The organism is Bifidobacteriaceae bacterium (assembly GCA_031281585.1).
Taxonomy (GTDB): domain Bacteria; phylum Actinomycetota; class Actinomycetes; order Actinomycetales; family WQXJ01; genus JAIRTF01.
This window is the reverse complement of sequence record JAITFE010000019.1, coordinates 1-25,369: the sequence shown is the minus strand read 5'-3', so window position 1 is coordinate 25,369 and position 25,369 is coordinate 1. Positions and strand designations below refer to the sequence as shown.

The window sequence follows — 25,369 nt, the reverse complement described above, 5'->3', positions numbered from 1 at the left end:
GTCAGTGCCTCAACAGATTCTCGTCGTCGACGCTGACTGTGCGCCGGGTGCGGAACAGGGACACGATGATGGCCAAGCCCACCACCACCTCCGCGGCGGCGACCACCATGACGAAGAAGGCCGCCAACTGGCCGTCGAAATCGCCCCACATGCGGGAAAAGGCCAGGAAGGTCAGGTTCGCCGCGTTCAGCATCAACTCGATTCCCATGAACACGACAATCGAGTTGCGCCGCACCAGGACGGTGACCGCCCCGATCACGAACAGGACCGAGGCCAAGATCAGATAGGCCGAAACGCTCATGGCTTCACCTCCGCCTCGCCGCCCGGCCCCGCGCCCGGCGGGGCCCCCGCCTGGGCGTCCGGTTTGGCATCCGGTTTGGCGTCCGAACCGGCGTCTGAACTGGTGGCTGGTTCGGCGGCCACGGCATCGGGCAACCGTCGGTCCCCCGGCGCCAACTCCGCCGCGTCGGGGCGGCGAACCGGCGGGGTTTGGTCCTCCAACAAGTCTTGGGCCAAGCCCCGAAGGGTGTGCACCTGGCCGCGCATCCTGAGCGAGGAGGGCACCGAGTCCTCGATGACCTTCCCCTCCGCGTCAATGGCGGGCACGTCCGCCGCGTTGTGGCGGGCGTAGTTGCCGGGCGCCGGCGGAGGCGTCAGGCGCAGGCCGCGCTTGGTCCTGATAGTCATGATGTCCGCCTGCGTGACCGGCTTGGTCAGCTTGACACGGTGGGTCAAGATGACCGCGCCCATGGCCGCCACGATCAGCAGGCAGCCGGTGATTTCCAACGTGAACGCGAAATCGGAGAACAGCAGGTTCGCCACGCCGCCCACGTTGCCGGCTTCGGCGAGGGCGCGCGGGCTGTCCGCGCCCGCGTGGGAGATGAAGGTGGAGCGCAGGACCGCGCCCGCGAGCACCACCAGCAGGCCCAGCCCGAAGACGGCGCCCAGCCAGCGCTGGCCGCGGATCGTCTCGATGAACGAATCCGACACGTCCACGCCCACCAGCATCAGCACGAACACGAACAGCATCATGATGGCGCCGGTGTAAACCACCACCTGGACCACGCCCAGGAACGGCGAACCCAGCCCCACATACAAGAACGCCAGGCCCACCATGGTGACCATGACCGAGCAGGCGGTCAGGACCGCCCGCTTGGAGAACAACAGGGCGGAGGCGCCCATCACCACGATGGGGCCCACGATCCAGAAGAGGAATTGTTCGGCGGTGCTCATCGCCAGGTCGGCGTTCATGCCGCGCCTCCCGTCTGGGCGGCGGCCCCGCCCGCGCGCGCGCCCAACAGCGTTGGATCCTCGGGACGGCGCTGGCGGACCCAGTCGATTTGGCCGGGGGTTGGGCCGGTCACCGCGCCGGAATAGTAGTCGTCGTCATCCAGGCCTTCGGCCATGGGATGCGGGGCCGCGAGCATCCCCTCCTCCGGCGGGGCCAGCAACTGGTCCTTGGTGTAGATCATGTCCTCGCGGTTCGGCGAGCACAATTCGTAGAAGGTGGTCATGGTGAGCGCGCGGGTTGGGCACGCCTCAATGCAGAAGCCGCAGAAAATGCAGCGCAGGTAGTTGATTTGGTAGACCTTGCCGTAACGCTCGCCCGCCGAATACTGCTCCTCCGGCGTGTTGGCGCCCGCCTCGACAAAGATCGCGTCCGCCGGGCAGGCCCAGGCGCACAGTTCGCAGCCCACGCATTTCTCCAGGCCATCCGGGTAGCGGTTGAGCTGGTGGCGGCCGTGGTAGCGCGGGAACGGCGGCGGGTACTTGCCCTTGAACGGGTATTGCTCGGTGACCGGTTTCTCGAAGAAGGTCCGCAGCGTCACCCCGAAGCCGGCCCACGGGGCCACGCCCGAGCCGATGAAACCCTTCTTCTTGCGGCTGGGGTCAAGAGCCGATTTGGAACGCGGGCTCATTGCTCCTCCTCCTTGATTTCGACGACCTGCACCGGGTCGAGTTCCTCCGTCACCGCCACCGCGAGGCGCCCGGCCCTGGGCGACGGCGGGAGCACCTGACCGGGCAGCGGCGGCACCGGGAAGCCGGCGGCGAACGCGTCGACCTCGACCGGCTCCGCAGGCGCCTCTTCCTCCGGCGGTTCCGGCACCGGCCAGTACCAGATGGCGATGAACGCCACCACCGCCCAAGACAAGATGGGCACGGCCCAGGCGTTGAAGTGGTAGTTGGTGAACTGGTCGATAGCCCGCACGCAGGTGAGGATCACAATCCAGGCGAGCGCCACCGGCAGCAGGCCCTTCCAGCCGAACCGCATGAACTGGTCGTAGCGGAGCCGGACCACGGTGCCGCGCACCCACACGAACACGAACATCAGCAGCCAGGTCTTGGCCAAGAACCACAGGATGGTCCAATAGCCGGTGTTGAGCACCCCGTCCCCGATCGCGCTGAGCGGCCAAGGCGCCCGCCAACCGCCCAGGAACAGGGTGGTGCAGACCGCCGAGACGTTCAGCATGTTGATGTACTCCGCCAGGAAGAACCAGGCGAACTTCATGGACGAGTACTCCGTCATGTAGCCCGCCACCAGCTCGCCCTCCGCCTCCGGCAGGTCGAACGGCAGGCGGTTCGTCTCCCCGATCATGGAGATGATGTAGAGCAGCAGGCTGGGGGCCAGCATGATCCCGTACCACAGCTTGCTTTGCGAGCTCACGATGGTCGAGGTCGACATGGACCCGGACATGATGAACACGGTCACCAGGCTCATTCCCATGACCAGTTCGTAGGAGATGATCTGGGCGGTGGACCGGACGGAGCCGAGCAGCGAGTAGGTGGACCGCGAGGACCAGCCGCCGAGAACGATGCCGTAGACCCCGACAGCGGTCACGGCCAGTATGTAGAGCACCGCCATCGGGAAGTCCGTCAACTGCAGCGGCGTGGAGATGTCCGTCCACGGGATGGTGACCTGGCCGCCTATCGGAATGACCGCGAACACCATCAACGAGGCCGCCACCGACAGGCCGGGGGCCACGATGTACGTCAGCTTGTCCGCCCGCGAGACGTTCATGTCCTCTTTGAGGAACAGCTTCAGCGCGTCGTAGACCAGTTGGAACAAGCCCATCGGCCCGCGCACGTTCGGCCCGACCCGCTGCTGGAGCCGCGCGATCACCTTGCGCTCGAACCAGATCGCGATGATCACGGAGACCAGCGCGCAAATCAGGATCAGGACGGCTTTGCCCGCCACGATCCAACCGTTGTCCTGGCTGAAATCAGCCACCACATCGGTCGGTTCGGCGGCGGCAAGCAGACTGGCGATCATGGCTGAGCCTCCTTCGCGCTCGCGGCTATTCGGACGGTGTCGCCGCTGGCGGCCTCCAGCCGCACCCGCACCCAGCTGCCGGGGGACTTGGTGGGCGCGTGGACCACGCCGTCCGCCAATTGGTCGTCAATCGCGACCGGCAAGGTCAGCGAGCCGGCGGCGGTCGAAATCTCAAGCTGGTCGCCGGGCGCCACGCCGACCGCTTTGGCGGTGGCCTCGCTGAGCAAGGCCCTCGGAGCGGGCGCCGATGCCGCCAGGTTCGGTTCGCCGTCCAGTCCCGCCGCGTCGTCCACCAGATAGTGCCAGGTGGACAGCAACGCCTCGCCGGAGCCGGCCGCCGGGATCGGCTTTTCCGCGGGCGCCACCTGCGGGGCCGGCAGGCGCTCGGCCGGGGCGCCCAGCCAGTCGAGGACTTGATGGGCGGTGGCCAACTCGCCGATCCGGGCCTCGAACCCGAGCCGGTCCGCCAGCGCCTGCAACACCTTGGCGTCTGAGAGCGCCGTCGAGGTCAAAACCTGCGGGAACGGCCTGAGGCGGCCCTCCCAGTTGACGAAGGTCCCGGCCTTTTCCTGCGGCGGGGCGACTGGGAGGACCACGTCCGCCCACGGGCTGATGCCCTCGCCGCGCACCTGCAACGCCACCACCTTGGCGGCCTTGAAGGCCTGGGCGGCAGCCCTGGGCGACGGCAAGTCAGTCAACTCCAAGCCGCCCACCAGCAAGGTGTCGACCTCGCCCGCCTGGGCGGCCGCGATGATTCCCGGCAGGTCCAAGCCCTCGTCAAGGTCCAACGCGCCGCCGAAGACCGTCTTGGCCTCCTCTTGGTCCAGGCGCCCAAGCGCCCGGCCCGCCGGCGCCAGGCCCGGCAACAGGCCCGCCTCCAAGGCGGCGCGTTCGCCCGCCCGCCGGGGGATCCAGGCCAGCTTCGCGCCGAGCCGTTCGGCGGCTGCCAACGCGGCCGTGTACGCGCCGGGCGAGGTCGCCAAGCGCTCGCCCACCACTATCACCCCGCCGGCCAACGCGGCCGCGGCCTGGGCTGGGAGCCCTGGAACGGCATCGGACAAAAGATCCAAAGCCGCCGCCTCCCCGCCGGGCGGCGCGGGCAGCAACTCGGCGTTCAGCCGCTTCAGCCCGCGCGAGGCGAACGGCGCGATGGCGTAAACCTTGGTCCCCGCCTCGCGCAGGCGCAGGAAAACCACGCCGCCCTCGTCCTCCGGCTCGAAGCCGACCAAGAGGACCGCGGGGGCGGCCGCCAGGTCGTTCAGGCTAACGCCTCGCCCGGCGCCGGCCACGAAGTGGGCCAGGAACTGCGCCTCCTCGCGGCTGGATGGGCGGGCGCGGAAGTCCACCGAGTCGGTTTTCAAGACCGTGCGGGCGAAGACCGAATAGGCGTAGGCGTCCTCAAGGGTCAGGCGCCCGCCCGGCAGCACCGCCGGGCGCTTGGCGTCCCCCAAGAACTGGGCGGCCGCGGCCAGGCCCTGCTGCCAGGACACCTCCACCAGTTGGTCGCCGCGCCGGACCAGCGGGCGGCGCAACCGGTCTGGCGCCGTCTGCCAATGGAAGCCGAAGCGGTCCTTGTCGGTGATCCACTCCTGGTTCAAGTCCGGGTCCTCGCCAGCCAGGCGCCGCAGCACCCGGCCGCGCCGGTAGTCCACGCGGATGGCCGAGCAGGTCGCGTCATGCTCCGCCACGCTCTGCGTGCTGACCAGGTCGAACGGCCTGGCCCGGAAGCGGTACTCGGCGGAGGTGAGGGCCCCGACCGGGCAAATCTGGATGATGTTGCCGGCGAAGTAGCCCGCGAACGGCCGTCCGTCCCGGGCCAGCACGTCCCCCTGGGCCTCGTCGGCCGCCTCGCCCGCCACCGGGGCCACGCCCAGCACCTCGGCGTCGAACCGGCCGATCTGCTGGTTGGCGCCGCGCTTTTGCAACGCGATGAACGGGTCGCCGGGGACCTGCTCCGCGAAGCGGGTGCAACGCTGGCACAGCACGCAGCGTTCGCGGTCCAGCAGAATCTGGGCCGTCAACGCCAGCGGCTTGGGGAAGGTGTTCTTCTTCTCCGTGAAACGGCTGACCGCCCTTCCCGTCGACATGGCCTGGTTCTGCAGCGGGCATTCGCCGCCCTTGTCGCAGATGGGGCAGTCCAGCGGGTGGTTGATCAAGATCAACTCCGCGACCTGCTCCTGGGCGGCCTTGGCCGCCGGGGAGGTCAGCTGCGTGTTCACCACCATGCCCGGCGTGACCGTCATGGCGCAGGCCGGCTGCGGCTTGGGGAAAGCCCTCAGCTTCCCCTCCGGGCCGGCGGGCGAGGCCACGTCCACCAGGCATTGGCGGCAGGCCGCCACAGGCTTCAGCAGCGGGTGGTCGCAGAAGCGCGGGATCATGATCCCCGCCTCCTCCGCCGCGCGGATGATCAGCGTGTTCTTGGGGACGGCGATCTCAATCCCGTCGATGCTGCAGGTGACCAGGTCTTCAGCGCTCACGCCGCCACCGCCTCAAACAGATAGGAAGCCGCGTGGTCAAAGGGACACCGGCCCTGATCGATGTGTTGGACATATTCGTCGCGGAAGAACTTCAGCGAGGAGATCAGCGAGGACGGGGCGCCGTCGCCCAGCGGGCAAAACGCCCGGCCCACAATGGAGCCGGGGATGTCCCCCAGGATTTGCAGGTCCTCCGGCTTGCCCTGGCCCGCCTCGATCCTTCTCAGCACCGCGCGCAGCCAGAACGTGCCCTCCCGACACGGCGTGCACTTGCCGCACGACTCGTGGGCGTAGAAGTCCATCCAGCGGCTGACGGCCCGGACCACGCAGACCGTGTCGTCAAAACACTGCAGCGCCCTTGTGCCCAGCATTGAGCCGGCGGCCGCCACCGAGTCGTAGTCCAAGGGCACGTCGAGTTGCTCCGGGGTGAACATGGGGGTCGACGATCCGCCGGGCATCCAGAACTTGAGCTCGTGGCCCTCGCGGATGCCGCCGGCCAGTTCGAGCAGTTCCCGCATGGTGACGCCAAGCGGGGCCTCATACTGGCCTGGCCGCTTGACGTGGCCGGACAGCGAGTAGATGGCCACGCCGGTCGACTTCTCGGTGCCCATGGACTTCCACCAGTCGGCGCCGTTGGCCACTATCCACGGCACGGAGGCGATGGACTCGACGTTGTTGACCACGGTGGGCCGCGCGTACAAGCCCGCGACGGCCGGGAACGGCGGCTTCAGCCTGGGCTGGCCGCGCCTGCCCTCAAGCGAGTCCAGCAGGGCGGTCTCCTCGCCGCAGATGTAGGCGCCCGCGCCCGCGTGGACCGTCAACTCCAATTGGAAGCCCGTGCCCATCACGTCCTCGCCCAGTAGGCCCGCCCGCTTCGCCTCGCTGACGGCGTTCAGGAGCCGCCGGTAGACGTGGACCACCTCGCCCCGCAGGTAGATGAACGCGTGGTGGCAGCCGATCGCGTAGGAGGTGATGATCACGCCCTCGATCAGCGAATGCGGATCCGCCATCATGAGCGGGATGTCCTTGCAGGTGCCCGGCTCCGATTCGTCCGCGTTGACCACCAGGTAGCGCGGGCCGCCGTCCGGCGGCGGCAGGAAGGACCACTTGACGCCGGTCGGGAAACCGGCGCCGCCCCGGCCGCGCAGGCCGGAGTCCTTGACCGTGTTCAAAACTTGGGCCGGGTCCATCTTCAGCGCCTTGGCCAACGCGTCGTAACCGCCCGCCTGGCGGTAGGCCGCCAGCGTCCAGGATTCGGGGTTTCCCCAACGCGAGGTCAGCAGGGGGGCCAGCGTGCTCATTTGGCGCTCCCCTCGGTTGCCGGGGCGGGGGCTGCTGCTGCGGCGCCGGCGGACGGCGCCGGGGCGGCCCAGCCTTCGCGGGCCGCCAACTCAACCCCCTCCAGCGACGGCTGGCCGGCCGAGGGGCCCTCGTTGGCGTGGCCGTCCTCGAAGCCCGCCAACACGCGGGACACCTCCTTGAAGGTGGCCAGTTTGTCGGGCCCGCGCGTGGGGCGGACCGCCTTGCCCGCCCGCAGGTCGTCAACCAACCCCACGGCGCTGGCCGGGGTCTGGTTGTCGAAGAACTCCCAGTTGACCATCAGCACCGGCGCGTAGTCGCAGGCGGCGTTGCATTCGATCTTCTCGAGGGTGAACATCCCGTCCTCAGTCGTCTGGTCGTTGCCGACAGCCAGGTACTCGCTCAGCCGCTCGAAGATCGCGTCGCCGCCCATCAGGCCGCACAGCGAGGTGATGCAGACGCCCAGGGTGTACTTGCCGTTCGGCTGGCGTTTGAACTGGCTGTAGAAGGTGGCCACGGCGCTGACCTCCGCCGCCGTCAACTCCAGGGTCTCCGCGCAAAACGCGATCCCGTCCGGGGAGATGTAGCCGTCCACCGACTGGACGAGGTGCAGCAGCGGCAGCAGGGCGCTGCGGCGCGAGGGGTACCGCCCGGTCACTTGCGCGGCGTCCGCCGCCAAGGCCGTCAGCGTTTCCGGCGCGTAAGTCATCGGTCCACTCCTCCCATGACGGGGTCGATCGAGGCCAGGCAGACCACCACGTCGGAGATGGTGCCGCCGTTGCACAGCGCCGCCATCGACTGGAGGTTGTTGTAAGAGGGTTCGCGCATGTGCACCCGGTACGGCCGGGTGCCGCCGTCGGAGACCACGTGGACGCCGTAGACGCCCTTGGCGTGCTCAATCGCGTGGAACGCCTGGCCCGGCGGGACCCTGAAGCCCTCCGTCACCAGCTTGAAGTGGTGGATCAGGGACTCCATTGAGGTCGCCATGATCTCCTTGACGTGGCTTTGCGACTGGCCCTGGCCGTCCGGCCCGATCTCCAGCTTGGCCGGCCACGCGATGGCCGGGTCTTCGATCATGACCGGGCCCTCGCCCATCGCCTCTAGCTTGTCGATGCACTGGGCGATGATCTTCATCGACTCCCGCATCTCGTTCGAGCGGACCAAGTAACGGCCGTAGACGTCGGACGTGTCGGTGGTGCAGACCTCGAAGTCGTAGTTCTCATAGCCGCAGTACGGCTTGTCTTTGCGCAGGTCCAGGGGCAGCCCCGTCGCCCTGAGCATGGGGCCGGTGATGCCGAGCGCCATGCAGGCGGCCAGGTTCAGAATCCCTATCCCGGCCGTCCGGGCCTTCCAGATCGGGTTGACCATGACCATGTTGTCGAAATCGTCCATGCCCCGGACCATGGAGCGGTAGACGCCCTTCAACCAGGTCAGCGCGTCCGGCGGCAAGTCCTGGGAGACGCCGCCCGGCCGGAAGTAGGCGTTGTTCATGCGCTGCCCGGTGACCATCTCGAAGAAGCGCAAAACCTGTTCGCGCTCCCTGAAGGCGATGGTCATGAGGGTGGTGCCGCCCAGTTCGTTGCCAGCGGAGCCCAGGCAGACCAAGTGCGAGGACACCCGCGCCATCTCCATCATCAACACCCGGATGACTTGCGCCCGTTCCGGGATCCGGTCGGTGATGCCCGCCAGCTTCTCGACCGCGAAGCAGTAGGCCGCCTCGTTCATGATGGACGCCACGTAGTCCATCCGGGTGGCGAGCGCCGAACCCTGCGCCCAGGTGCGGTACTCCATGGTCTTCTCAATGCCGGTGTGCAAGAAGCCCAAGGCCACCCTTGTCTCCCGGACGGTTTCCCCGTCCAGCTCCAACACCAGGCGCAACACGCCGTGGGTCGAGGGGTGCTGGGGGCCCATGTTGACGACAACCCGCTCCTCCTTGCGGCGCGCCAACTCCTGGGCGATCTCCTCCCAATCGCCGCCAAAGGCGACGAACTCCTCCGCCGCCTCATCCAGGGTGGTCATGAGTAGCTCCTCCTCTGGTCCGGCGGGGGCGTCGAGGCGCCCTTGAATTGCACGTCGACCCCGCCCAGCGGATAATCCTTGCGCTGCGGATGGCCAATCCAGTCGGTCGGCATCAGAATCCGGGTCAGGTCCGGATGGCCGTCGAAGACAATCCCGAACATGTCGTACGTTTCCCGCTCATGCCAGTCCTGGGTGGGGTACAAGTCGAACAGGCTGGGGATGTGCGGGTCGCCGTCCGGCGCGGTCACCTCGAGCCGGATGATCCGCCGGCCGTGGGTGACGGACATCAGGTGGTAGACGGCGTGCAACTCGCGGCCCCGGTCCTCCGGGTAGTGGACGCCGTTGACGCCGAGTGACAACTCGAAGCGCAAATCCTGGTCGTCCCGCAAGAAGCCGGCCACCGCCAGGAGGTCCTCGCGCCGGATGAACAGCGTCAACTCGTCGCGGTCCACCACGATCTTCTCGATCGCCCTGGTGAGGCCCTCGCCGGCCAGGTCTTCGCCCAAAGCGTCGACCACGGCATCGTACCAACCGCCAAACGGACGCGGGCTGGAACCGGGAAGCTGCACCAACCGGGTCAAACCGCCAAACCCGGACGTGTCGCCGGAGCCGCGGACCCCGAAGGCGCCGTGGCGAACCTCCGCCACCTCCGGACCGCCAGCCTGCGGCGGCGCCGTCAACTCCCGGCCCGTCCCGCCGGTGGATTCCGCGCTCATACCAGGAGCCCCCTCATCTCGCCGACCGGCACCGCGTTCATGGCCGCCTCCTCGGCGGCGCGGGCGGCCTTGATCCGGTCCACGCCCAGGCCCTCGGCCTCGATCTGGCGGTACAACTCGATGATCGCGTGGATCAGCATCTCCGGGCGGGGCGGGCAGCCGGGGATGTAGACGTCCACCGGCACCACGTGGTCCACGCCCTGGACAATCGCGTAGTTGTTGAAAATGCCGCCGGAAGACGCGCAAGATCCCATCGAGATGACCCACTTCGGGTCCGCCATCTGGTCGTAAACCCGGCGGACTATGGGCGCCATCTTGTGCGACATGCGCCCGTTGACCAGCATCAGGTCCGCTTGGCGGGGCGAGGCCCTGAAGACCTCCATGCCATACCGGGAGATGTCGAACCGGGAGGTGCCCACCGCCATCATCTCGATTGAGCAGCAGGCCAGGCCCATAGTGACCGGCCAGAGCGAACCGGCACGCAGGTGGTTGACCACCTTGGCGACGGTGGTCAGCGCGAAGCCCTCCGGCGCGCGGCCCTCAATTCCGTCAGCCATCAGACGACTCGCCCCCGTCCCAGTCCAGGCCGCCACGCCGCCACTCGTAGATCAAAGGCACCGTGATCAGCGCCAAGAAGGCCATCATGGCGATGGTGGCCCCAAGGCCCAGCGCGTCGAAGTTGGTGGCCCACGGATACAGGAAGACCACTTCGATGTCGAAGACTATGAAGGTCATGGCCACCAGGTAGAAGCGCACCGGGAAACGCCCGCCATGACTTGGATGCGGGCTCGGGTCCACGCCGCATTCGTATTCCTCCAGCTTCGCCTCGTTGTAGCGGTGCGGGCCGATCACCCAGCTGGCCGCCAGGCCGCCGAAGCCCATGACAACCGCCACCGCCAGCATGGCCAGGATGGGCACAAACGGGTTGCTCACTTGAAACCTCCACCTTGGTGTGGCCGACCGCTGATCATGCTGCCGGCGCCATTCGAGCAAGCGTGGCGATGGTTCTGTCCATCCAGTCACCTCCACGCGGTTCATAAAGATCGCTGAGAAGCTTCATGACCAGTTTCATCAACGTGGGACGGGGTAACCCGTACCGTGTGCACACCCGCATCACCACGGGCTGTTCAATCAGCCTCACAAAAACTCTACCCAAAGAGAAATACCCCCCGAGCGATTCTTTCATCAATTCAGAGTACGTCCTCAGCGCGGCCTCACGGTTTTCTCCGGGCGGGCGCGCCAGGCCCTGGGCGATCGCCCCGGCCGCGATTCGGGCCGACTGCATGGCGTAGGCGATGCCCTCGCCGTCGAAGGGAGAGACCATGCCGCCGGCGTCTCCCACCAGGAAAAGCCCGCGCGCGTACAGCGGCCCCCGGTTGAAAGCCATCGGCAGCGCGGCCGAGCGCGGTCCGTCCACCACGTCTTCGCCCGTGAAGCCCCACCTTGGGCCAAGCGTGGCAAGCCATTTGTCCAGGAGCGCGCGGTAGTTGACCTTGGCGGCCTTGGCGCTGGAGGTGACGGAGCCCACCCCGACGTTGACCACGCCTCCCGCCTCCGGGAAGACCCAGCCGTAGCCGGGCATCAGCTTCCCCTCCTCCCTGGGGCCGTCCCACAGTTCCAGATGGGACTCCATCCAGTCCAGTTGACCCGGTCCGCTGGGAGGCTTGTTGAGACGCAGGCGGGCCCGGACAGCCACCCCAACTGGGCGGTTGGTCTTCTTCTGGCGGCCGATGGCGGTGGCCAGGCGGGCGGACACGCCGTCCGCCGCCACCACGATGGGGGCCCTGAGCTCGCGCTCGCCCTGCGCGGTGGTGGCCCTGACGCCAACCACCCGGCCACTCCTGTCGTCCAGCACCGGGCCCGTGACCATGGTGTTCTCCAGCAACTGGGCACCGGCTTGGACGGCGTGGCGGGCTAGGCGCAGGTCGAACTCCTCGCGCGGCAGGGTCAGTCCGAAGTCCGGGAAGGAGGCTAGCTCCGGCCAGGGCAGCTCCAGTTCGTGGCCGCCGCCGAAGACCCTGAGGCCCTTGTTCCGCATCCAGCCGTCCGCCTCCGGGAACGGCACGCCCAGGTAGACCAGCTCCTTGACGGCGCGGGGGGTCAGGCCGTCCCCGCACGCCTTGGGGCGCGGGAAGGATGATTTCTCAACAAGGATGGTGTCTATTCCGGCATTGGCAAGGTACGCGGCGACCGTGGACCCAGCGGGTCCGGCCCCGACGACGATCACATTGGAATCGCCACCTGACCTTGGGTGCACGCGCAGCCTTTCAGTTAAACCCTTCTTTGACCAGGAACACACAGATTCTACATAAACTGGCTGGCAGTCCCGGCCAGCTTCAACGGCTCAGCACGCAATTGCAATTACGAAACAATAATGTCGTTTTATTATCGCCTTGGCGGGCGTCATTTGGCGGTGGCCGTGTGCAGGGCGACGATCCCGCCCATCACGTTGCGGTGCGCGGGCCGTTCCCAGCCGGCGACTTCCAACTGCCGCTCCAGTTCAGCCTGGTCCGCCCAGTCCCAGATCGAGTCCGCCAGGTAGCGGTAGGCGGGCGAGTTGGTGGCCACCAACTTGGCCACCGACGGCATCACCTGGGTCAGATACCAGCGGTACAACGCCCGGTAGGGCCGCCAGACGGGGCGTGAAAACTCGCAGACGACCAGCTTGCCGCCCGGCTTGGCGACCCGCTTCAACTCCATCAGCGCCTGAGGCACGTCCTGAACGTTGCGCAGGCCGAAGGAGATGGTGACCTTGTCGAAAGTGCCGTCCGCGAAGGGCAGACGGGTCGCGTCGCCCCCGATCAGACCCACTTGGTAGGACCAGACGCCCAGGCGTCTGCGCCCCTGGCGGAGCATCCCCTCGGAGAAGTCGCAGGCCACCACGTGCGCGCCTCTCTTGGCGAGCGCCACCGAAGAAGAACAGGTGCCCGCCGCCAAGTCGAGGATCCGCTCCCCCGGGCGGGGGTCCACCTCGGCCAAAGTCTGCCGCCGCCACCAGCGCACCAACCCCACCGTCATGACCGCGTCCGCCAAGTCGTAGTTGGGCGCCACCGCGTCAAACATGGAGGCGACAGTCCGTGGCTCCTTGGCGAGGTCGGCGGCTGTCACGCCTGCCATGATTGCACGTCCAACCGAGATGTAAAGCGGCCAGCGGTCCCGGTTCCGGGCACTTGCGCGGCTGGCCGCCTCCCGGGTCGGCCGCGCCCGCGTCACGTGCAGGCCGCCCAGCGCCGCGTGCGGGCGGCCCAGCGCCGCGCGCAAACCACCCAGCCCGCATGCAAACCGCCCGGTGCCTTCGCCAGGTCGCCCGCATGGGTCCGCGCCGGCTTTGGCCGGAGCCCACCCCGAGTTCCCCACCCGTCTTGCCCGCCCGGAGCCGCTAGGCTGTCCGGCGATGCTTCCCAACATCACCTTTCGGACCACCTCGGCGGCGCTTCCACCAAACCTCCTGGACGCCGTGCCCGCGCCCGACCCGTTGGTTTGGCTGCGCCGGGGCGACGGTTTTGTCGGCTGGGGCGAGGCGGCACGCTGCGAAACAGCCGGGCCGCGCCGCTTCCAGGCCGCCGAGGACTGGTGGCGGGCCGTCTTGGCGCGCGCGGCCATCGAAGGCCCCGCCGACCGCCCCGGCCTAGGACCGCTGGCGCTCGGCTCGTTCGCCTTCTCGCCCGCCTCAGCCGCTCCGTCTGTGCTGGTGGTGCCGCGCGTTCTGGTCGCCCGGTACCGCGGCCGCGAGTGGATCACGACCGCCTCGGCCGACGGTTCGGATCCCCGCGAGGACTCCCGCCTGGCCCCCGGCCGCGAGGATGCCGCCTTCCCCCCGCCGCGCCAACCCTCCGGCCCGGTTCGCGCCGGCGGGGTTGACCGCTCGGGGCCGCCAGCCCCGGCCGAACACGCGGACCACGCCCTGCCACCGGCCCCCCTGCCGCTGTTGCGGGTTTGGCAGGAAGGTGGTCGGCGTCGAGATCGAGACGCCTTGCCACCGGCCCCGCTGCCGCCGTTGCGGGAGTCGACCGGCCCGGTTTCCGCCGCCGCCTGGCCAGAGGTGGTCCGCCGCGCCATGGCGCTGATCGCGGCCGGGGGAATCGAAAAAGTGGTGTTGGCCCGTTCGGTCCTGGCGCGCGCGCTGGAAGGGGCGATCGACCCGCGCCCGGTTCTCGCCTTCCTGGCGGACCGGTACCGGGACACTTGGACCTTCAGCGTGGACGGATTGATCGGCGCGACCCCGGAACTGCTGATCCGCTCCAGCAGGGGCCTGGTCACCTCGCGGGTGCTGGCCGGGACCATCCGCCGGGGCGACTGCGACCAAGCCAATTTGGCCCGGGCGGCGGCGTTGGCCCGCTCCTCCAAGGACCTGGAGGAGCACGAGTTCGCGGTCGCCTCGGTGGTGGCCGCGCTCGAACCCTTCGTCGAAGAGCTGTCAGTGCCGGACGCCCCCTCGGTGCTGCACCTGCCCAACGTCATGCACCTGGCCACAGACGTGGTGGGCGAACTGAAACGGACGCGCTCGGGCCGGGCGCACGGGGCGCTCGAGTTGGCGGCCGCCCTCCACCCCAGCGCCGCCGTGTGCGGCACCCCCAAGGCGGAGGCGGCGCAGGTGATCGGGCAGCTAGAGGGCCTAGACCGGGGACGTTACAGCGGGCCGGTCGGCTGGATCGACGCGAACGGGGCCGGGGAATGGGGGATCGCGTTGCGTTGCGCGGAACTCAGCGCGGACCGGCGCGAAGCCCGGCTGTGGGCCGGCGGCGGCATTGTGGCCGCCTCCGACCCGGACGCGGAACTGGCCGAAACCGAGGCCAAGCTGGCCCCGATGCGCCAGGCCCTGGGGCTGGCCCCGAGCACCCCCTGAGGCACTCCCCGGAAATGGGGACGGTACCTTTTTCCGGCGAACCGGAAAAAGGTACCGTCCCCGTTTCCTCCCCCTCCGCAGGGTCTACGAAGCTTCCTCGCGGGTGGCCAACGTCACCTCGACATCGTTGGCCTTGCCGCCCTGCATGACCGTCAACACCACTTTGTCGCCTGGCTGGTAGGACCGAATCCAAGCGGTCAAAGACGTGTTGCCGGAGATCGCGTTGCCGTTGACGGCCACGATCACATCGCCGACCGACAAGCCGGCCTGGGCCGCCGGAGTGTCGGTCTGCACCGACCTGAGCCTCGCGCCGACCCGCTGCACCCCCTCCACGTCGACTGTGGCGCTCTCAGACGTGACGCCAAGGAACGGATGGACCGCGCTGCCATCCTCGATCAACTGGCCGGCCACGATCTTGACCTGGTTGACGGGGATGGCGAAGGCCAGGCCGATGTTCCCGGCCGCCTGGGAGCTGGACGAGCCAAGCGTGGCGATAGAGCTGTTGATGCCGATCACGCGGCCCTTCGAGTCGAACAACGGCCCGCCCGAGTTGCCGGGGTTGACGGCCGCGTCGACCTGGATGGCGTTCGTCACCACCTCGTCCTTCGGGTCGCCGCTCGCGCCGACCGTGGCGACCGGCCGGTTCAACGCCGAGACAATGCCCGTGGTGACCGTGTTGTCCAAACCGAGCGGATTGCCGACCGCCATCACCGGTTCGCCCACCACGACCTCGTCAGAGTTGCCAAGCTGGGCTTCCACCAGGTCTTCCGGCGGATCGTCGAGCTCGACCACGGCCAGATCCGTGCTGGGGTCGGTGCCGAGCACGTCGCCTGAGAAAATCCGCCCGTCCGAAAGCACCACGTCGATCGCGGCGGATTCGGCCACCACGTGGTTGTTGGTCACCACATAGCCCTTCTCGGAATTGATGATGACGCCCGACCCGAGCGAACCGTTGCCGAAGTTGCCTGTGGACACCTGCAAGGCGACCACCGTCGGCTGGACCTGGGCGGCCACAAGATTCCACTGCGGCGATTCGCCGTCATAGGCGTCCTCAGGGATCTCCGGCACATTCTTGCCAGACGTCAAGCCCTCCACCGGAGAGCTCGAGGTGGTGGTGATGGGCGGACCGCTGATGATGCTGGTGTTGGTGCGGCCATCCAACAGCAGGTAGGTGGCTCCACTCGACGCGGCCGCCACCACAATGGCGACCACCAGGCTGATGGTCCAGGCTCCCGCCCGCGTCACCGTCTTGCGTTTTGGCCTGTCGGAGCCCTCCGGTTGTTCGAAAGCCGCCTCGGGCTCGGCGGGCGGGGACGGCGGCGAGGCAGGATTCACCGCCGGCACGGGGCCAGTGCCGAGCGAATAGCTCGGGGCCTGGTACGGCGACGCGGGTCGAGGCGGCAGCGGAGGCGTTGGCGACGCGGAGACCGGGCCGGGACCGGGCTGGGCCGCAGCCTGCCAGGCGCGCGACTCGTTGACGCCGGGACCGCTCGGCGCTTCGGGGGGAGGCGGGGGCGCCGCATGCTGGCCAGAACGCCCAAACGGCGGCAGCGCCTGAGCTTGGTTCGGGTTTCGCGTGGGCGGGAAAGACTGCGGATACGGCGGCGCGTACGGGGTTTGCGGCTGAGGCGGCGGCGTTGGAACCTGAACGTACTGCGCCTGGGGACTCAGCGGCTCCGCTCCCCGGAGTGGTTGCTCGCCGCGCTGTTCTTGGGCGCCCCGCTGTTCTGGAATGGCCTGGGGGGGGAAGGATGGGCGCGGCTGGGGCGGTCCGGACGGCATCGGCGGCGGTTCGGGCGTCTGCGAGGCGGGCGGGCGGGGCCGCGAGACGGGCGGGAACACTGGCGGGTAGACGGGAATTGGGGGCCTGTCCGGCGCGGGCGGGGTCGCCTCGGATAGTGGCGTGCCGACGGCCGGATCGGTTCCGGGAACCTCGGCAGATTGCCACCGCGGCTCCTCGTTGGCTTCGCCACCTGGCGTTGGACGGGGCTCGTCGCTCATGGTCGTCTTCCTTTCATCCTCGCCGTCTATCAAACCGCGTGATCCTGGATGAATCCTCCCGGATCGCTGGGAAGTTCCTGGGAGGTCCCAGGGCATTTCTCGAAAGCTCCACAATCTGGCGCTCAAAACCACGCCGACGGGCCCGTTCCAGTGGCACGCCGACCAGGCTAATGCCGTGCGGCGGCGTGCTCAGCGCGTCCTCCAATTGGCTCAGAGTGCGGGCTTCGGCGAAGCTGGCGCCGGTTGCCCGCGCCAACGACTCCAGGTCCACACTCACCGGCGTGGCGAAGAAACGCTCGAAGGCGGGGCTCAGCTCTGGCGCCGCTACCTCCAGGTTCTCGAAGATGGCCCCGCCGCGGTCTTGCAGGACCACAATCCTGATGTCCGGCCGGTCTTCGAGCTCGGGAATGATCAGGCCGCCGGCGTCATGCGCCAACGCCAAGTCCCCGAGCAGCACGGTCGCCGCCGCGCCTTGGTGTCGGTTCTGGGGTTGGCCATGGTGTTCGCCCTGGCCTTGAACCCGGTCGAGAACAATCTTGTGGCGATCGCCGCCAGCACCGCCGGGCTGATCTTGGCCTTGGTTCCGGTTCTGGGGTTGGCCCTGGTCGCGGGTGGGGCGCCCCGCAGATGATCCCTCCCGTGCAGCGCCCAGCCCGGCAGCGCTTGGATCAAGGCGTTGCCGTGATTCCGGGCCCGCCGGGAGAGTCGGCTGCCGTTTGAGAGCGGCAGCGACCCCGCCCGCGAAACTGACGGTTCCATCAATCCCGGCCAGGCCCCGCATGGCCAAGACTCGCTTCTCACCTGCGGGAGCGGGAGTCAAATCCAAGTCCCGGATGGCGCTCGACGCCCCGACCACCAGCGGGCCTTGGGCCCGTGCCACCACGTTTGCGATGGCTGGCCCATTCGGCCAGGGGGCCGCCTGAAGCTGCCGCCAGACTTCCCGGCCCGCCGTTTGCCAGGCCTCAAGCCAATCCCGCTCTTCCTGACCGGGACGACCCGGTTCCTGCACCACGACCACCCGGCTGGCGATTTGACCCGCCTGACGGCCCAAGTCAAACCAAGGACCGCCGCCGTGGTGGACAATGACCACCTCCAGCCGGGGATCCTGGACCAGAGTTGCGACCGGCCGGCTCAGCACCGGGCGGCCATAAGCCACCACGCGCTCAATCCCGTCAGCCAACAGTTGCGCGACCAACCGGCCCGCCGTGATCGCGTTCGGACCCGCCCATGATCCGGAAGCCGGTTCGGCCAGCAGGGGCCAGCCGGCCGCCTCCGCCAACTCGCGCGCCGCCGCCCCGGCGCCGAATCCTGCGACCACCACCGTGCGAGGCCCCTTTTCCAACACCACCGGGAGCAACTCGCCGGCATCGTGCTCTGGCTCTCCCGGACGCCGCCCCGGCCCAGGCCCAGTTTGGCGCGGGCAACCCACAACGCCTGGCCCGGTCTTCTCCGGCCAGGACCCGCCGTCACGCGCGTCGACAAACTCGTTCTGGGCCCTCCCCATTCCAACGGGGACGCGGCCGTGAAGTTCCGAAGGATCATCCGCCCGGTTGACACCCGCGAGCTGAGACCGGAGTTCGTCCCCCCAGTCCGGGCCCGGCGCGAGGGGGTCGCGGAATTGGATGTTCAGGTGGGCCGGGCCGCCAAGCCCTGACGCGCGGCCCAACGCCGCAGCCACTGCCCGGCGGCCTTCGCGCTTGATTGACCGGTCGTCTGCGCCTGCGGCAATGGTGGCCTCCCAAACCGGCGCCGAGCCGAAAACCTCCCGTTGGTCGGTTGTCTGATTGGCGCCCACGCCATGCAACTCGGCCGGGCGGTCGGCCGTGATGGCCAACAGCGGCAGCCGGGAAGCGGCCGCCTCCATGACCGCCGGATGCAGGTTCGCCACCGCCGTCCCTGATGTCGTCACAACCGCAGCAGCCTCGCCGGTGGCCGCGGCCATCCCCAAGGCCGTGAACCCCGCCACCCGCTCATCAGTGCGGACGGTCAATTCCAACTCGCCTCGGCCGGCGGCCTCCATGGCGGCGTAGACCAGCGGCGCGCTGCGCGAACCCGGCGCGAACACCACGCGTTTCAGGCCGCCCGCGACGGCTCCTGCCAACAACGCCCGCGCCGCCGCCAAGGAGCCGCTCACAACAAGCCCCCGACGCGGCGGGGCCGAAGCGAACCGCAGGCCGAGCCAGCCGACCCGGCCCCGGTTGCCGCCCAGAGCATCTGGGGCTCCCGCTGCATCAACGCCCGCCCCGCCGCCCAGGAGCTGCTCACAGCACAACCCCGACCGGGCCGGCGGCTTCCCCTGCGAGGCGCCTGACCTGGTCCAGGCGGTCGCGCCAACGGCGTTGGTCAGCGGGACCGGCGGCGTGGGCAGCCAAGAGGGCTGGGTCGGGAAGGGGTTGGCGGACAAGTAAGACGGCATCGGAGGCCAAGAGACGGTCCTGGACCAGATCCGCGGCCAACAACTGGCCGGTGCCCAGACCGCAGGCGAAGTCCAGGCGGGGCAGGGCGGCGGCCAGGGCGACCCCCATGGCCAACCCGACCGAGGTCTCCACCGCCGAGGACACCACCACCGGCAGATCCAATTCCTCCGCCAGCGCCAGGCAGGCGCGGACCCCGCCCAGCGGCTGAACCTTCAAGACCACCACGTCGGCGGCTTGGCGGCGCTTGACTTGGAAGGGGTCGGCAGCGCGGCGGATCGATTCGTCGGCGGCTACCGGCACGGCGGCGCGTTTGCGGACCTGGGCCAATTCGGGCACGGTGGCGCAAGGCTGTTCCGCGTATTCAAGTCCGCCTGCGGCTTTGTTGAGCTCTGCGATTCGGCTGACGGCCGTTTCCACGTCCCAGGCGCCGTTGGCGTCGATCCTGATGCGACCGCCGGGGCCCAGAGCGTCCCGGACCGCCTTGACGCGGTCGGCCTCTTGCGCAGCGGTTTGGCCGGGCTCCGCGACTTTCACCTTGACGGTGTCACAGCCGCCAGAGGCGGCGACGATCTGGGCCGCCCGCCTCGGGCCGACGGCCGGGATGATCGCGTTGACCGGGACGGATCGCCTGACCGGGGGCGGAAATCCCAATTCTGCGGCCTCCTGCGCCGCCCGCCACCAGGGGAGGCACTCGATAGGCGGGTAATCCTCGAACGGGCTGAACTCGGCCCAGCCGGCCGGGCCCTCCCACACCATTCCCCGGCGGCGCGTGATGCCCCGAAATCGAGTCGTCAGCGGGATGTCGAACACGGCGGGCACGCCTTCAACTTTAGGGCTGCCGGCCGAAGGCTCGCGAGCTCTGCGGGACGGCGACGGCGACCCTCTCAGCGGCGGTAGTGCAACCTTGGGGCTCTTCCTGATCCACCAGCGGATCACGAAGACGCCGACGGTCGCACTCAGGCCCCCGAAACAGCCCGCCGGAGGGCCAACTGCAACTCACACCAGCATCGTGATCCACCAGCGGATCACGATGAGGCCCAAGGTCGCACTTGTGCCCCCGAAACCGCCCGCCGGAGAGCCAAATGCAACTCAAACCAGCATCGTGATCCGCAGGTGGATCACGAAGAGCGTTTGAGTTGCGCTGGCGACCCGGGTGGCGGGCGGAGCCCGGCGCCGTCGGCCGATTAGGCTTCTCGCATGACCGATTTGCCGGGTTTGGCTTCCGCCGGATTCACCCCTGAACTGTGGCGGGATGTGCCAGGCTTCGAAGGATTGACCGACATCACCTATCACCGGGGGGTGGAGCGCTCCGGGGCCGCTAATTCGGCCGACACAGACCAACCATGGGTGCGGATCGCGTTCAACCGGCCCGAAGTGCGGAACGCATTCAACCCGCACACAGTCGACGAGTTGATCGCAGCGCTTCGGCACGCCGCCGACTCGCCGGATGTGGTCGCAGTCCTCCTTACCGGCAACGGACCCAGCCCCAAAGACGGCGGCTACGCCTTCTGCTCAGGCGGCGACCAGCGCTTTCGAGGAGCGAGCGGGTACGAATACGGGCGGACCGACGGGGGCCACCGGACGTCGCCCAGCACGGGTAGGCTCCACATCCTTGAGGCGCAACACTTGATCCGGACCATGCCCAAGGTGGTGATCGCGCTGGTGGACGGGTGGGCGGCCGGCGGCGGCCACTCGCTGCATGTGGTGGCCGACCTGACGGTCGCCTGCCGCGAGCATGGGCTCTTCAAACAGACCGACGCGACCGTCGGGTCGTTTGACGCCGGGTACGGCTCGGCGCTCCTCGCCCGCCAGGTCGGCCAAAAGCGGGCGCGCCAGATCTTCTTCCTCGCCGACACCTACACGGCCGAGCAGGCCGAGGCCTGGGGCGCCGTAAACCTGGCCGTTGACCACGATTCGGTCGAAGCGACCGGGATTGGCTGGGCCCGCCGCATCTCCGAACAATCGCCGCAGGCCATCCGCGTGCTCAAGTTCGCGTTCAACTTGGAGGATGACGGTCTGTCCGGCCAACAAATGTTCGCCGCAGAGGCCACCCGCCTGGCCTATGGCAGCGCCGAGGGGGCCGAAGGGCGCGACGCCTTCCTGGAGCGCCGACCGCCGCGTTGGGATCAGTTCAGGAAGCAGATTCTCTAGCGCGCAACTGCAGGTCCGGCGGTGGATTCGCGCACAATCAGGCTGGGCTGGAACATGACGTGCTGCGCCGCCGGCGGTGAGCCGCCAGCCGCTCCCTGCGTGCGAACCAGCAGGTCAGCGGCGCGCCATCCCATTTCGTAGGTGGGCTGCGCCACAGATGTGAGCGGCACGGCGACTTCTCGCCCCAACTCGGAGTTGTCGTAGCCCACTATCGCAGTCGCCGCCGGGTCCATACCAGCGGCGCGGAGCGCCCGCGCGGCACCGATCGCGACCAGGTCGTTCACGCAAAATACGGCCTCTGGGGGGACGCCCGCGTGGACGGCCAGCCATTGCGCCATCGCCTGGGAGCCACCCACCACGTCCATCGATTCGACCAGCACTTCTTCAAGCAACACTTCTTCAACCCGCACTTTTTCGGGCCGTTCTCTCTCGGGCTGCGCCTTTTCGGCTCGGTCCGCCGCCAGCCGCGCGCCATCCCAACGGTCGCGGCACTGCCTGATGGCGTGCGGTCCGTTCAACATCACAATGTGTCGTTTGCCCAGGTCAAGCAGATGCCGCACAGCCATTCGGCCGCCAGCCATGTTGTCGACCGCAACCGACGGCAAGTCCGCGGCGGGTGACGGATGGTCCAGCAGCACTGCGGGCGTGCCCCGTGCCCCAAGCTCGAGCAGCGCCGACACGTCATCCGACGCGGGCACCACGATCAACCCCGCCACCCCATGTCCGGTCAACAGTTCGAGTGCCCTTCGCTCGCGCTCCACCTGCTGGTCCGAACTGGCGAGCATCAGTGTCCAGCCCAACGCTTGAATGCGGTCCTCAATCCCCCGTGCCATCTCCGTGAAGAAGGGGTTGCGCACGTCGAGTACGACAACACCAAGGGCGGCCATGGTGCCGGAACGCAAGCGCTGCGCGGGCACGTTGGGCACAAAGCCCAATTCCGCGATGGCCGCCTCGACGCGGACACGCGTGCCGGGACGCACCCTGTCCGGATGGTTGATGGCGTTGGAGACAGTGCCAACGGACACTCCCGCGGCCCGGGCCACGTCGAGGATCGACGGCCGAGCCGCTCGCCGAGTTGCCACCGTGCCTCCTGATCCTCAATGCCCATCCGATTGGATTGTAGGGATCTTCGCGAAACCGCGCCCGGACAGCACAGGAAACACCACGTGCCCAGCGGCACACAATCCGCCAGCCGAAGCTGCCGGTCGATGCCGAGTGGCGGGTTTTGTGGCGCGGCCGCCGGCGAGCAGCGGAGGCTGTGCCACCGCTTCATCGAACGGCGGATTCTATGCCCCTCCGCCGCCCAGTGGCGGATTGTGTTGCGCCTTCTCCGGTGAGAGGCGGATTCTGTTACACCCCCTCCGGCGAGAGGCGGATTTTGTCCGGGCCGGTTTGCATCTGCGCTGGTCAGAGGCGCGCCCCGAGGGGGAAACCGGACATTAGCCGCCACTCGACGCGGCTGAGTGCCCCGGACGGCACAGGAAACGCCGTTCGACGGGTTCAGCGGCACACAATCCGCCAATCGACGCCGAACGGCGGATTTCGTTACACCAGGTCCGCCCAGTGGCAGATTTTGTGCCGGGCTTCCGCCGAGTGGCGGATTATGCGCCAAGACCTCCGCCCAGTGGCGGATCATGTGCCGCCGGCTCGTCGACCGGCGGATTCCGTGCCGGGCTTCCGCCGAGTGGCGGATCATGTGCCGCCGACTCGCCGACTGGCGGATCCTGTGCCGGGCTTCCCCCGAGGCGGCCCGACGCCCTCGGAGAGAGTCGTCCCGCCACGTCCCGCCACTCATCGACCGGCGGGTTTGGTGCTGCCGTGTCATCTGCCGCCACGATGGGGGCGGGGTGTTGCCACTATCGAGGGACCCATCTTGGTCGTTGGACGGCGGACCGCCAGGTCGATCCGCAGATGCTGCCACTATCGAGGGACCTCTCTTGGTCGTTGGACGGCGGACCGCCAGGTCGATCCGCAGATGTTGCCACTATCGAGGGACCCCTCTTGGTCGTTGCGCTGGTCATAGGCAGCGCCGCTTCGTGTCGACGGTCGCGCTATTGAGCCGGGATACGTCACGTTATTGAGCCGAACCCGCGCCACCGATTTGAGGCACCTGCGGTGCCGTTGCCCTCCTCCCAAGCCTCCTGAATCACGTGAACGGTGGTGGCTCAATAGCGTGACGCCGACCGGCTCAATTCACTGAGCGTCGACGCCCCTTCGGGCTTTCAATGGCCCGGCTTTGCCATTGGCGTCTGCGTTCGCGGCGTCAAGACTCCTCTCTGGGACAAAAGACATGGGCACCGGGGGCCATCAGGGCGACAGCGGCGGCGGCGCCTGACTGTCAAATGCTCGCGTGACGTGGCCCGTGATGCCTCATGCCAATATGCCCGCGGGAATTGGCCTTGCGCGGGTGGCCGCGCGCTGGCTAGTCTGGCGCATGAACATTTGAAACGTTTCAAACAGGGCGCTGCACCCCGCCCCAACAACGCGGAAACAATGGTCCGTCGCGATCCGGTCGCCGTGCCGTGGTCGCCGATCCGCAAGGAAGGAACACGATGCGCGTCTGCTTCACCTCCCAGATCGATCCCGCCCGCCTTGACGAGTATCGGGCCGCGCACCGGGCCGTTTGGCCGGAAATGCTGGCCGCCCTGAGGGACGCCGGCTGGCGCGACTACAGGCTTTACCTGCGCGCCGACGGATTGCTGGTCGGCACGGCCGACCTCGCGGACGGCTACCAGGCAGCGCAGGCCCGCATGGCGGCGACCGAAGTCAACGCCCGCTGGCAGGCCGCCATGGCCGAGTTCTTCCAGGCCGGGGGCAACCCCGACGAGGGCATGGCGCTCCTGGAGGAAGTGTTCCACCTGGAGGCACAACTCGAAGCCGCACCGCCGCCACCCACTGACCCAACCCCGGAATGAGCCGGGCCCAGACGCGAGGAGGCGTCATGAACACACCAGCATCAGTCAAGCAGGCCCTGGCGGACCAGACCGTCGAATTGCCATCCTGGGCGTTCGGGAACTCCGGCACCAGATTCAAGGTGTTCACCACCCCCGGAACGCCCCGCGACCCGTTCGAGAAGATCGCCGACGCGGCCCAGGTCAACCTTTTCACCGGCATCACCCCGAGGGTCTCGCTCCACATCCCGTGGGACAAGGTCAACTCCTACGACGCGTTGGCGAGGCATGCGGCGGACTTGGGCGTCGCCATTGGCGTCATCAACTCCAACCTGTTCCAGGACGACGCCTACCGGTTGGGCTCGCTGACCAACGCCGACCCGGCGGTGCGGGCCCAGGCGGTCCGCCACCACCTGGATTGCCTGGACATTTGCCGCGCCACCGGCTCCAAAGCGCTCAAGATCTGGCTGCCGGACGGGCTGAACTATCCGGGCCAGGACGACCTGGCGGACCGGCAGGAACGTCTGGCCGAATCGCTCCAGGCCATCTACCAGGCCCTCGACCCGGACCAGCTGATGCTGCTGGAGTACAAGTTCTTCGAGCCGGCCTTCTACGCCACGGACATCCCCGACTGGGGGACGGCGCTGACCCACGTCCTGGCGTTGGGCCCGCAGGCGAAAGTGGTGCTGGACACCGGCCACCACGCGCCGGGCACCAACGTCGAGTTCATCGTGATGCAGTTGCTCCGGGCGGGGAGGCTGGGGGCGTTCGACTTCAACTCCCGCTTCTACGCCGACGACGACCTGATGGTGGGGGCAGCCGATCCGTTCCAGTTGTTCCGCATCATGGACCAGATTGTGCGGGCGGACGCCCTCGGGCCCGCCAGCGGCGTCAACTTCATGCTGGACCAGTGCCACAACATCGAGCCGAAGATTGAGGGCCAGATCCGCTCGGTGATGAACGTTCAGGAGGCGACCGCCAAGGCGCTGTTGGTCGACAGGGGCGCCCTCGTGGACGCCCAACGCGCCGGCGACGTGCTGGGTGCCAACGCCGTCCTCATGGACGCCTACAACACCGACGTGCGACCACTGCTCGCCGACCTGCGGCTAGACCAGGGCCTGGCACCGGATCCGATCGCGGCGTTCAAGGCCTCGGGGTACGCCGCGCGCGTGGCCGCCGAACGCGTTGGCGGCACCCAGGCCAGCTGGGGCGCCTGATGACCCGGCCGGCCCGCGTGGTCGCCATCGACCTGGGCGCCTCTTCAGGGCGGGTCTTGGCGGTCGA

Annotated in this window: 21 protein-coding genes; 4 read left to right on the top strand and 17 right to left on the bottom strand. The window is 68.4% G+C overall.

The window, feature by feature from the left end:
* Window position 1: 1 nt before the first annotated feature.
* The 13 genes from nuoK to LBC97_01285 form a co-directional block, all read right to left on the bottom strand.
* The gene (gene nuoK, locus LBC97_01345; protein ID MDR2564706.1) at window positions 2–301 is read right to left on the bottom strand and encodes an NADH-quinone oxidoreductase subunit NuoK; all 300 of its coding nucleotides are present in this window, start codon (window positions 299–301) and stop codon (window positions 2–4) included.
* A complete protein-coding gene (locus LBC97_01340) occupies window positions 298–1,251 on the bottom strand; it encodes an NADH-quinone oxidoreductase subunit J (protein MDR2564705.1) in 954 nt (317 codons plus the stop codon). The genes nuoK and LBC97_01340 overlap by 4 nt, the downstream gene beginning before the upstream one ends.
* Window positions 1,248–1,919, bottom strand: coding sequence for an NADH-quinone oxidoreductase subunit NuoI (nuoI, locus tag LBC97_01335; protein MDR2564704.1), 672 nt, complete (start codon window positions 1,917–1,919; stop codon window positions 1,248–1,250). Before nuoI ends, LBC97_01340 begins: the two co-directional genes overlap by 4 nt.
* Window positions 1,916–3,271, bottom strand: a complete 1,356-nt coding sequence (gene nuoH / locus LBC97_01330) for an NADH-quinone oxidoreductase subunit NuoH (protein MDR2564703.1) — start codon at window positions 3,269–3,271, stop codon at window positions 1,916–1,918. The genes nuoI and nuoH overlap by 4 nt, the downstream gene beginning before the upstream one ends.
* Window positions 3,268–5,748, bottom strand: a complete 2,481-nt coding sequence (locus LBC97_01325) for an NADH-quinone oxidoreductase subunit G (GenBank protein MDR2564702.1) — start codon at window positions 5,746–5,748, stop codon at window positions 3,268–3,270. The genes nuoH and LBC97_01325 overlap by 4 nt, the downstream gene beginning before the upstream one ends.
* The gene (gene nuoF, locus LBC97_01320) at window positions 5,745–7,046 is read right to left on the bottom strand and encodes an NADH-quinone oxidoreductase subunit NuoF (protein ID MDR2564701.1); all 1,302 of its coding nucleotides are present in this window, start codon (window positions 7,044–7,046) and stop codon (window positions 5,745–5,747) included. Before nuoF ends, LBC97_01325 begins: the two co-directional genes overlap by 4 nt.
* Window positions 7,043–7,753 (bottom strand): NADH-quinone oxidoreductase subunit NuoE, encoded by a 711-nt coding sequence (gene nuoE / locus LBC97_01315; protein MDR2564700.1) that lies wholly within the window; start codon window positions 7,751–7,753, stop codon window positions 7,043–7,045. The genes nuoF and nuoE overlap by 4 nt, the downstream gene beginning before the upstream one ends.
* Window positions 7,750–9,063, bottom strand: a complete 1,314-nt coding sequence (locus LBC97_01310; protein MDR2564699.1) for an NADH-quinone oxidoreductase subunit D — start codon at window positions 9,061–9,063, stop codon at window positions 7,750–7,752. Before LBC97_01310 ends, nuoE begins: the two co-directional genes overlap by 4 nt.
* Window positions 9,060–9,779: an NADH-quinone oxidoreductase subunit C gene (locus LBC97_01305; protein ID MDR2564698.1), complete on the bottom strand. Its 720-nt coding sequence runs from the start codon at window positions 9,777–9,779 to the stop codon at window positions 9,060–9,062. Before LBC97_01305 ends, LBC97_01310 begins: the two co-directional genes overlap by 4 nt.
* On the bottom strand, window positions 9,776–10,336 hold the full coding sequence (locus LBC97_01300; GenBank protein MDR2564697.1) for an NADH-quinone oxidoreductase subunit B: 561 nt from the start codon (window positions 10,334–10,336) through the stop codon (window positions 9,776–9,778). The genes LBC97_01305 and LBC97_01300 overlap by 4 nt, the downstream gene beginning before the upstream one ends.
* Complete coding sequence (locus LBC97_01295) at window positions 10,329–10,712, bottom strand: NADH-quinone oxidoreductase subunit A (GenBank protein ID MDR2564696.1); 384 nt, start codon at window positions 10,710–10,712, stop codon at window positions 10,329–10,331. Before LBC97_01295 ends, LBC97_01300 begins: the two co-directional genes overlap by 8 nt.
* A gap of 34 nt (window positions 10,713–10,746) precedes the next feature.
* Window positions 10,747–12,006: a geranylgeranyl reductase family protein gene (locus tag LBC97_01290; protein ID MDR2564695.1), complete on the bottom strand. Its 1,260-nt coding sequence runs from the start codon at window positions 12,004–12,006 to the stop codon at window positions 10,747–10,749.
* 176 nt (window positions 12,007–12,182) lie between these two features.
* Complete coding sequence (locus tag LBC97_01285; protein ID MDR2564694.1) at window positions 12,183–12,896, bottom strand: class I SAM-dependent methyltransferase; 714 nt, start codon at window positions 12,894–12,896, stop codon at window positions 12,183–12,185.
* A 277-nt stretch (window positions 12,897–13,173) separates the two neighbouring features.
* Here LBC97_01285 and LBC97_01280 point away from each other — a divergent pair, with 277 nt between their 5' ends.
* Entirely contained in the window at window positions 13,174–14,625 is a 1,452-nt protein-coding gene (locus tag LBC97_01280; GenBank protein ID MDR2564693.1) for an isochorismate synthase, read from the top strand.
* A gap of 84 nt (window positions 14,626–14,709) precedes the next feature.
* On the opposite strand, the gene LBC97_01275 is transcribed toward LBC97_01280, so the two are convergent.
* The 3 genes from LBC97_01275 to LBC97_01265 all read right to left on the bottom strand — a co-directional run bounded on the left by LBC97_01275 (window position 14,710) and on the right by LBC97_01265 (window position 19,862).
* Window positions 14,710–16,626: a trypsin-like peptidase domain-containing protein gene (locus LBC97_01275; GenBank protein ID MDR2564692.1), complete on the bottom strand. Its 1,917-nt coding sequence runs from the start codon at window positions 16,624–16,626 to the stop codon at window positions 14,710–14,712.
* Window positions 16,627–16,639: 13 nt separating this feature from the next.
* A complete protein-coding gene (locus LBC97_01270; protein ID MDR2564691.1) occupies window positions 16,640–18,760 on the bottom strand; it encodes a hypothetical protein in 2,121 nt (706 codons plus the stop codon).
* 127 nt (window positions 18,761–18,887) lie between these two features.
* Window positions 18,888–19,862 carry an o-succinylbenzoate synthase gene (locus LBC97_01265; GenBank protein ID MDR2564690.1) on the bottom strand — a complete coding sequence of 325 codons (975 nt, stop codon included), beginning with the start codon at window positions 19,860–19,862 and terminating at the stop codon, window positions 18,888–18,890.
* Window positions 19,863–20,240: 378 nt separating this feature from the next.
* On the opposite strand from LBC97_01265, the gene LBC97_01260 reads away from it, so the two are divergent.
* The gene (locus LBC97_01260) at window positions 20,241–21,194 is read left to right on the top strand and encodes a 1,4-dihydroxy-2-naphthoyl-CoA synthase (protein ID MDR2564689.1); all 954 of its coding nucleotides are present in this window, start codon (window positions 20,241–20,243) and stop codon (window positions 21,192–21,194) included.
* Here LBC97_01260 and LBC97_01255 read toward each other — a convergent pair.
* The gene (locus tag LBC97_01255; protein MDR2564688.1) at window positions 21,191–22,276 is read right to left on the bottom strand and encodes a LacI family transcriptional regulator; all 1,086 of its coding nucleotides are present in this window, start codon (window positions 22,274–22,276) and stop codon (window positions 21,191–21,193) included. The two genes, LBC97_01260 and LBC97_01255, sit on opposite strands and share 4 nt — an antisense overlap.
* A 1,470-nt stretch (window positions 22,277–23,746) precedes the next feature.
* Here LBC97_01255 and LBC97_01250 point away from each other — a divergent pair.
* Both LBC97_01250 and rhaI read left to right on the top strand, forming a co-directional pair.
* Window positions 23,747–24,109, top strand: a complete 363-nt coding sequence (locus tag LBC97_01250; GenBank protein MDR2564687.1) for an L-rhamnose mutarotase — start codon at window positions 23,747–23,749, stop codon at window positions 24,107–24,109.
* Between the two features lie 26 nt (window positions 24,110–24,135).
* The gene (gene rhaI / locus LBC97_01245; protein MDR2564686.1) at window positions 24,136–25,302 is read left to right on the top strand and encodes an L-rhamnose isomerase; all 1,167 of its coding nucleotides are present in this window, start codon (window positions 24,136–24,138) and stop codon (window positions 25,300–25,302) included.
* Window positions 25,303–25,369: the final 67 nt, after the last annotated feature.

Bases quoted from the DNA above. Each gene is read 5' to 3' on its own strand.
- rhaI (MDR2564686.1), top strand. From the start codon at position 24,136: ATGAACACACCAGCATCAGTCAAGCAGGCCCTGGCGGACCAGACCGTC.
- LBC97_01260 (MDR2564689.1), top strand. From the start codon at position 20,241: ATGACCGATTTGCCGGGTTTGGCTTCCGCCGGATTCACCCCTGAACTG.
- nuoK (MDR2564706.1), bottom strand. From the start codon at position 301: ATGAGCGTTTCGGCCTATCTGATCTTGGCCTCGGTCCTGTTCGTGATC.
- LBC97_01305 (MDR2564698.1), bottom strand. From the start codon at position 9,779: ATGAGCGCGGAATCCACCGGCGGGACGGGCCGGGAGTTGACGGCGCCG.
- nuoE (MDR2564700.1), bottom strand. From the start codon at position 7,753: ATGACTTACGCGCCGGAAACGCTGACGGCCTTGGCGGCGGACGCCGCG.
- nuoF (MDR2564701.1), bottom strand. From the start codon at position 7,046: ATGAGCACGCTGGCCCCCCTGCTGACCTCGCGTTGGGGAAACCCCGAA.
- LBC97_01275 (MDR2564692.1), bottom strand. From the start codon at position 16,626: ATGAGCGACGAGCCCCGTCCAACGCCAGGTGGCGAAGCCAACGAGGAG.
- nuoI (MDR2564704.1), bottom strand. From the start codon at position 1,919: ATGAGCCCGCGTTCCAAATCGGCTCTTGACCCCAGCCGCAAGAAGAAG.
- LBC97_01310 (MDR2564699.1), bottom strand. From the start codon at position 9,063: ATGACCACCCTGGATGAGGCGGCGGAGGAGTTCGTCGCCTTTGGCGGC.
- LBC97_01250 (MDR2564687.1), top strand. From the start codon at position 23,747: ATGCGCGTCTGCTTCACCTCCCAGATCGATCCCGCCCGCCTTGACGAG.
- LBC97_01340 (MDR2564705.1), bottom strand. From the start codon at position 1,251: ATGAACGCCGACCTGGCGATGAGCACCGCCGAACAATTCCTCTTCTGG.
- LBC97_01300 (MDR2564697.1), bottom strand. From the start codon at position 10,336: ATGGCTGACGGAATTGAGGGCCGCGCGCCGGAGGGCTTCGCGCTGACC.
- LBC97_01280 (MDR2564693.1), top strand. From the start codon at position 13,174: ATGCTTCCCAACATCACCTTTCGGACCACCTCGGCGGCGCTTCCACCA.
- nuoH (MDR2564703.1), bottom strand. From the start codon at position 3,271: ATGATCGCCAGTCTGCTTGCCGCCGCCGAACCGACCGATGTGGTGGCT.
- LBC97_01285 (MDR2564694.1), bottom strand. From the start codon at position 12,896: ATGGCAGGCGTGACAGCCGCCGACCTCGCCAAGGAGCCACGGACTGTC.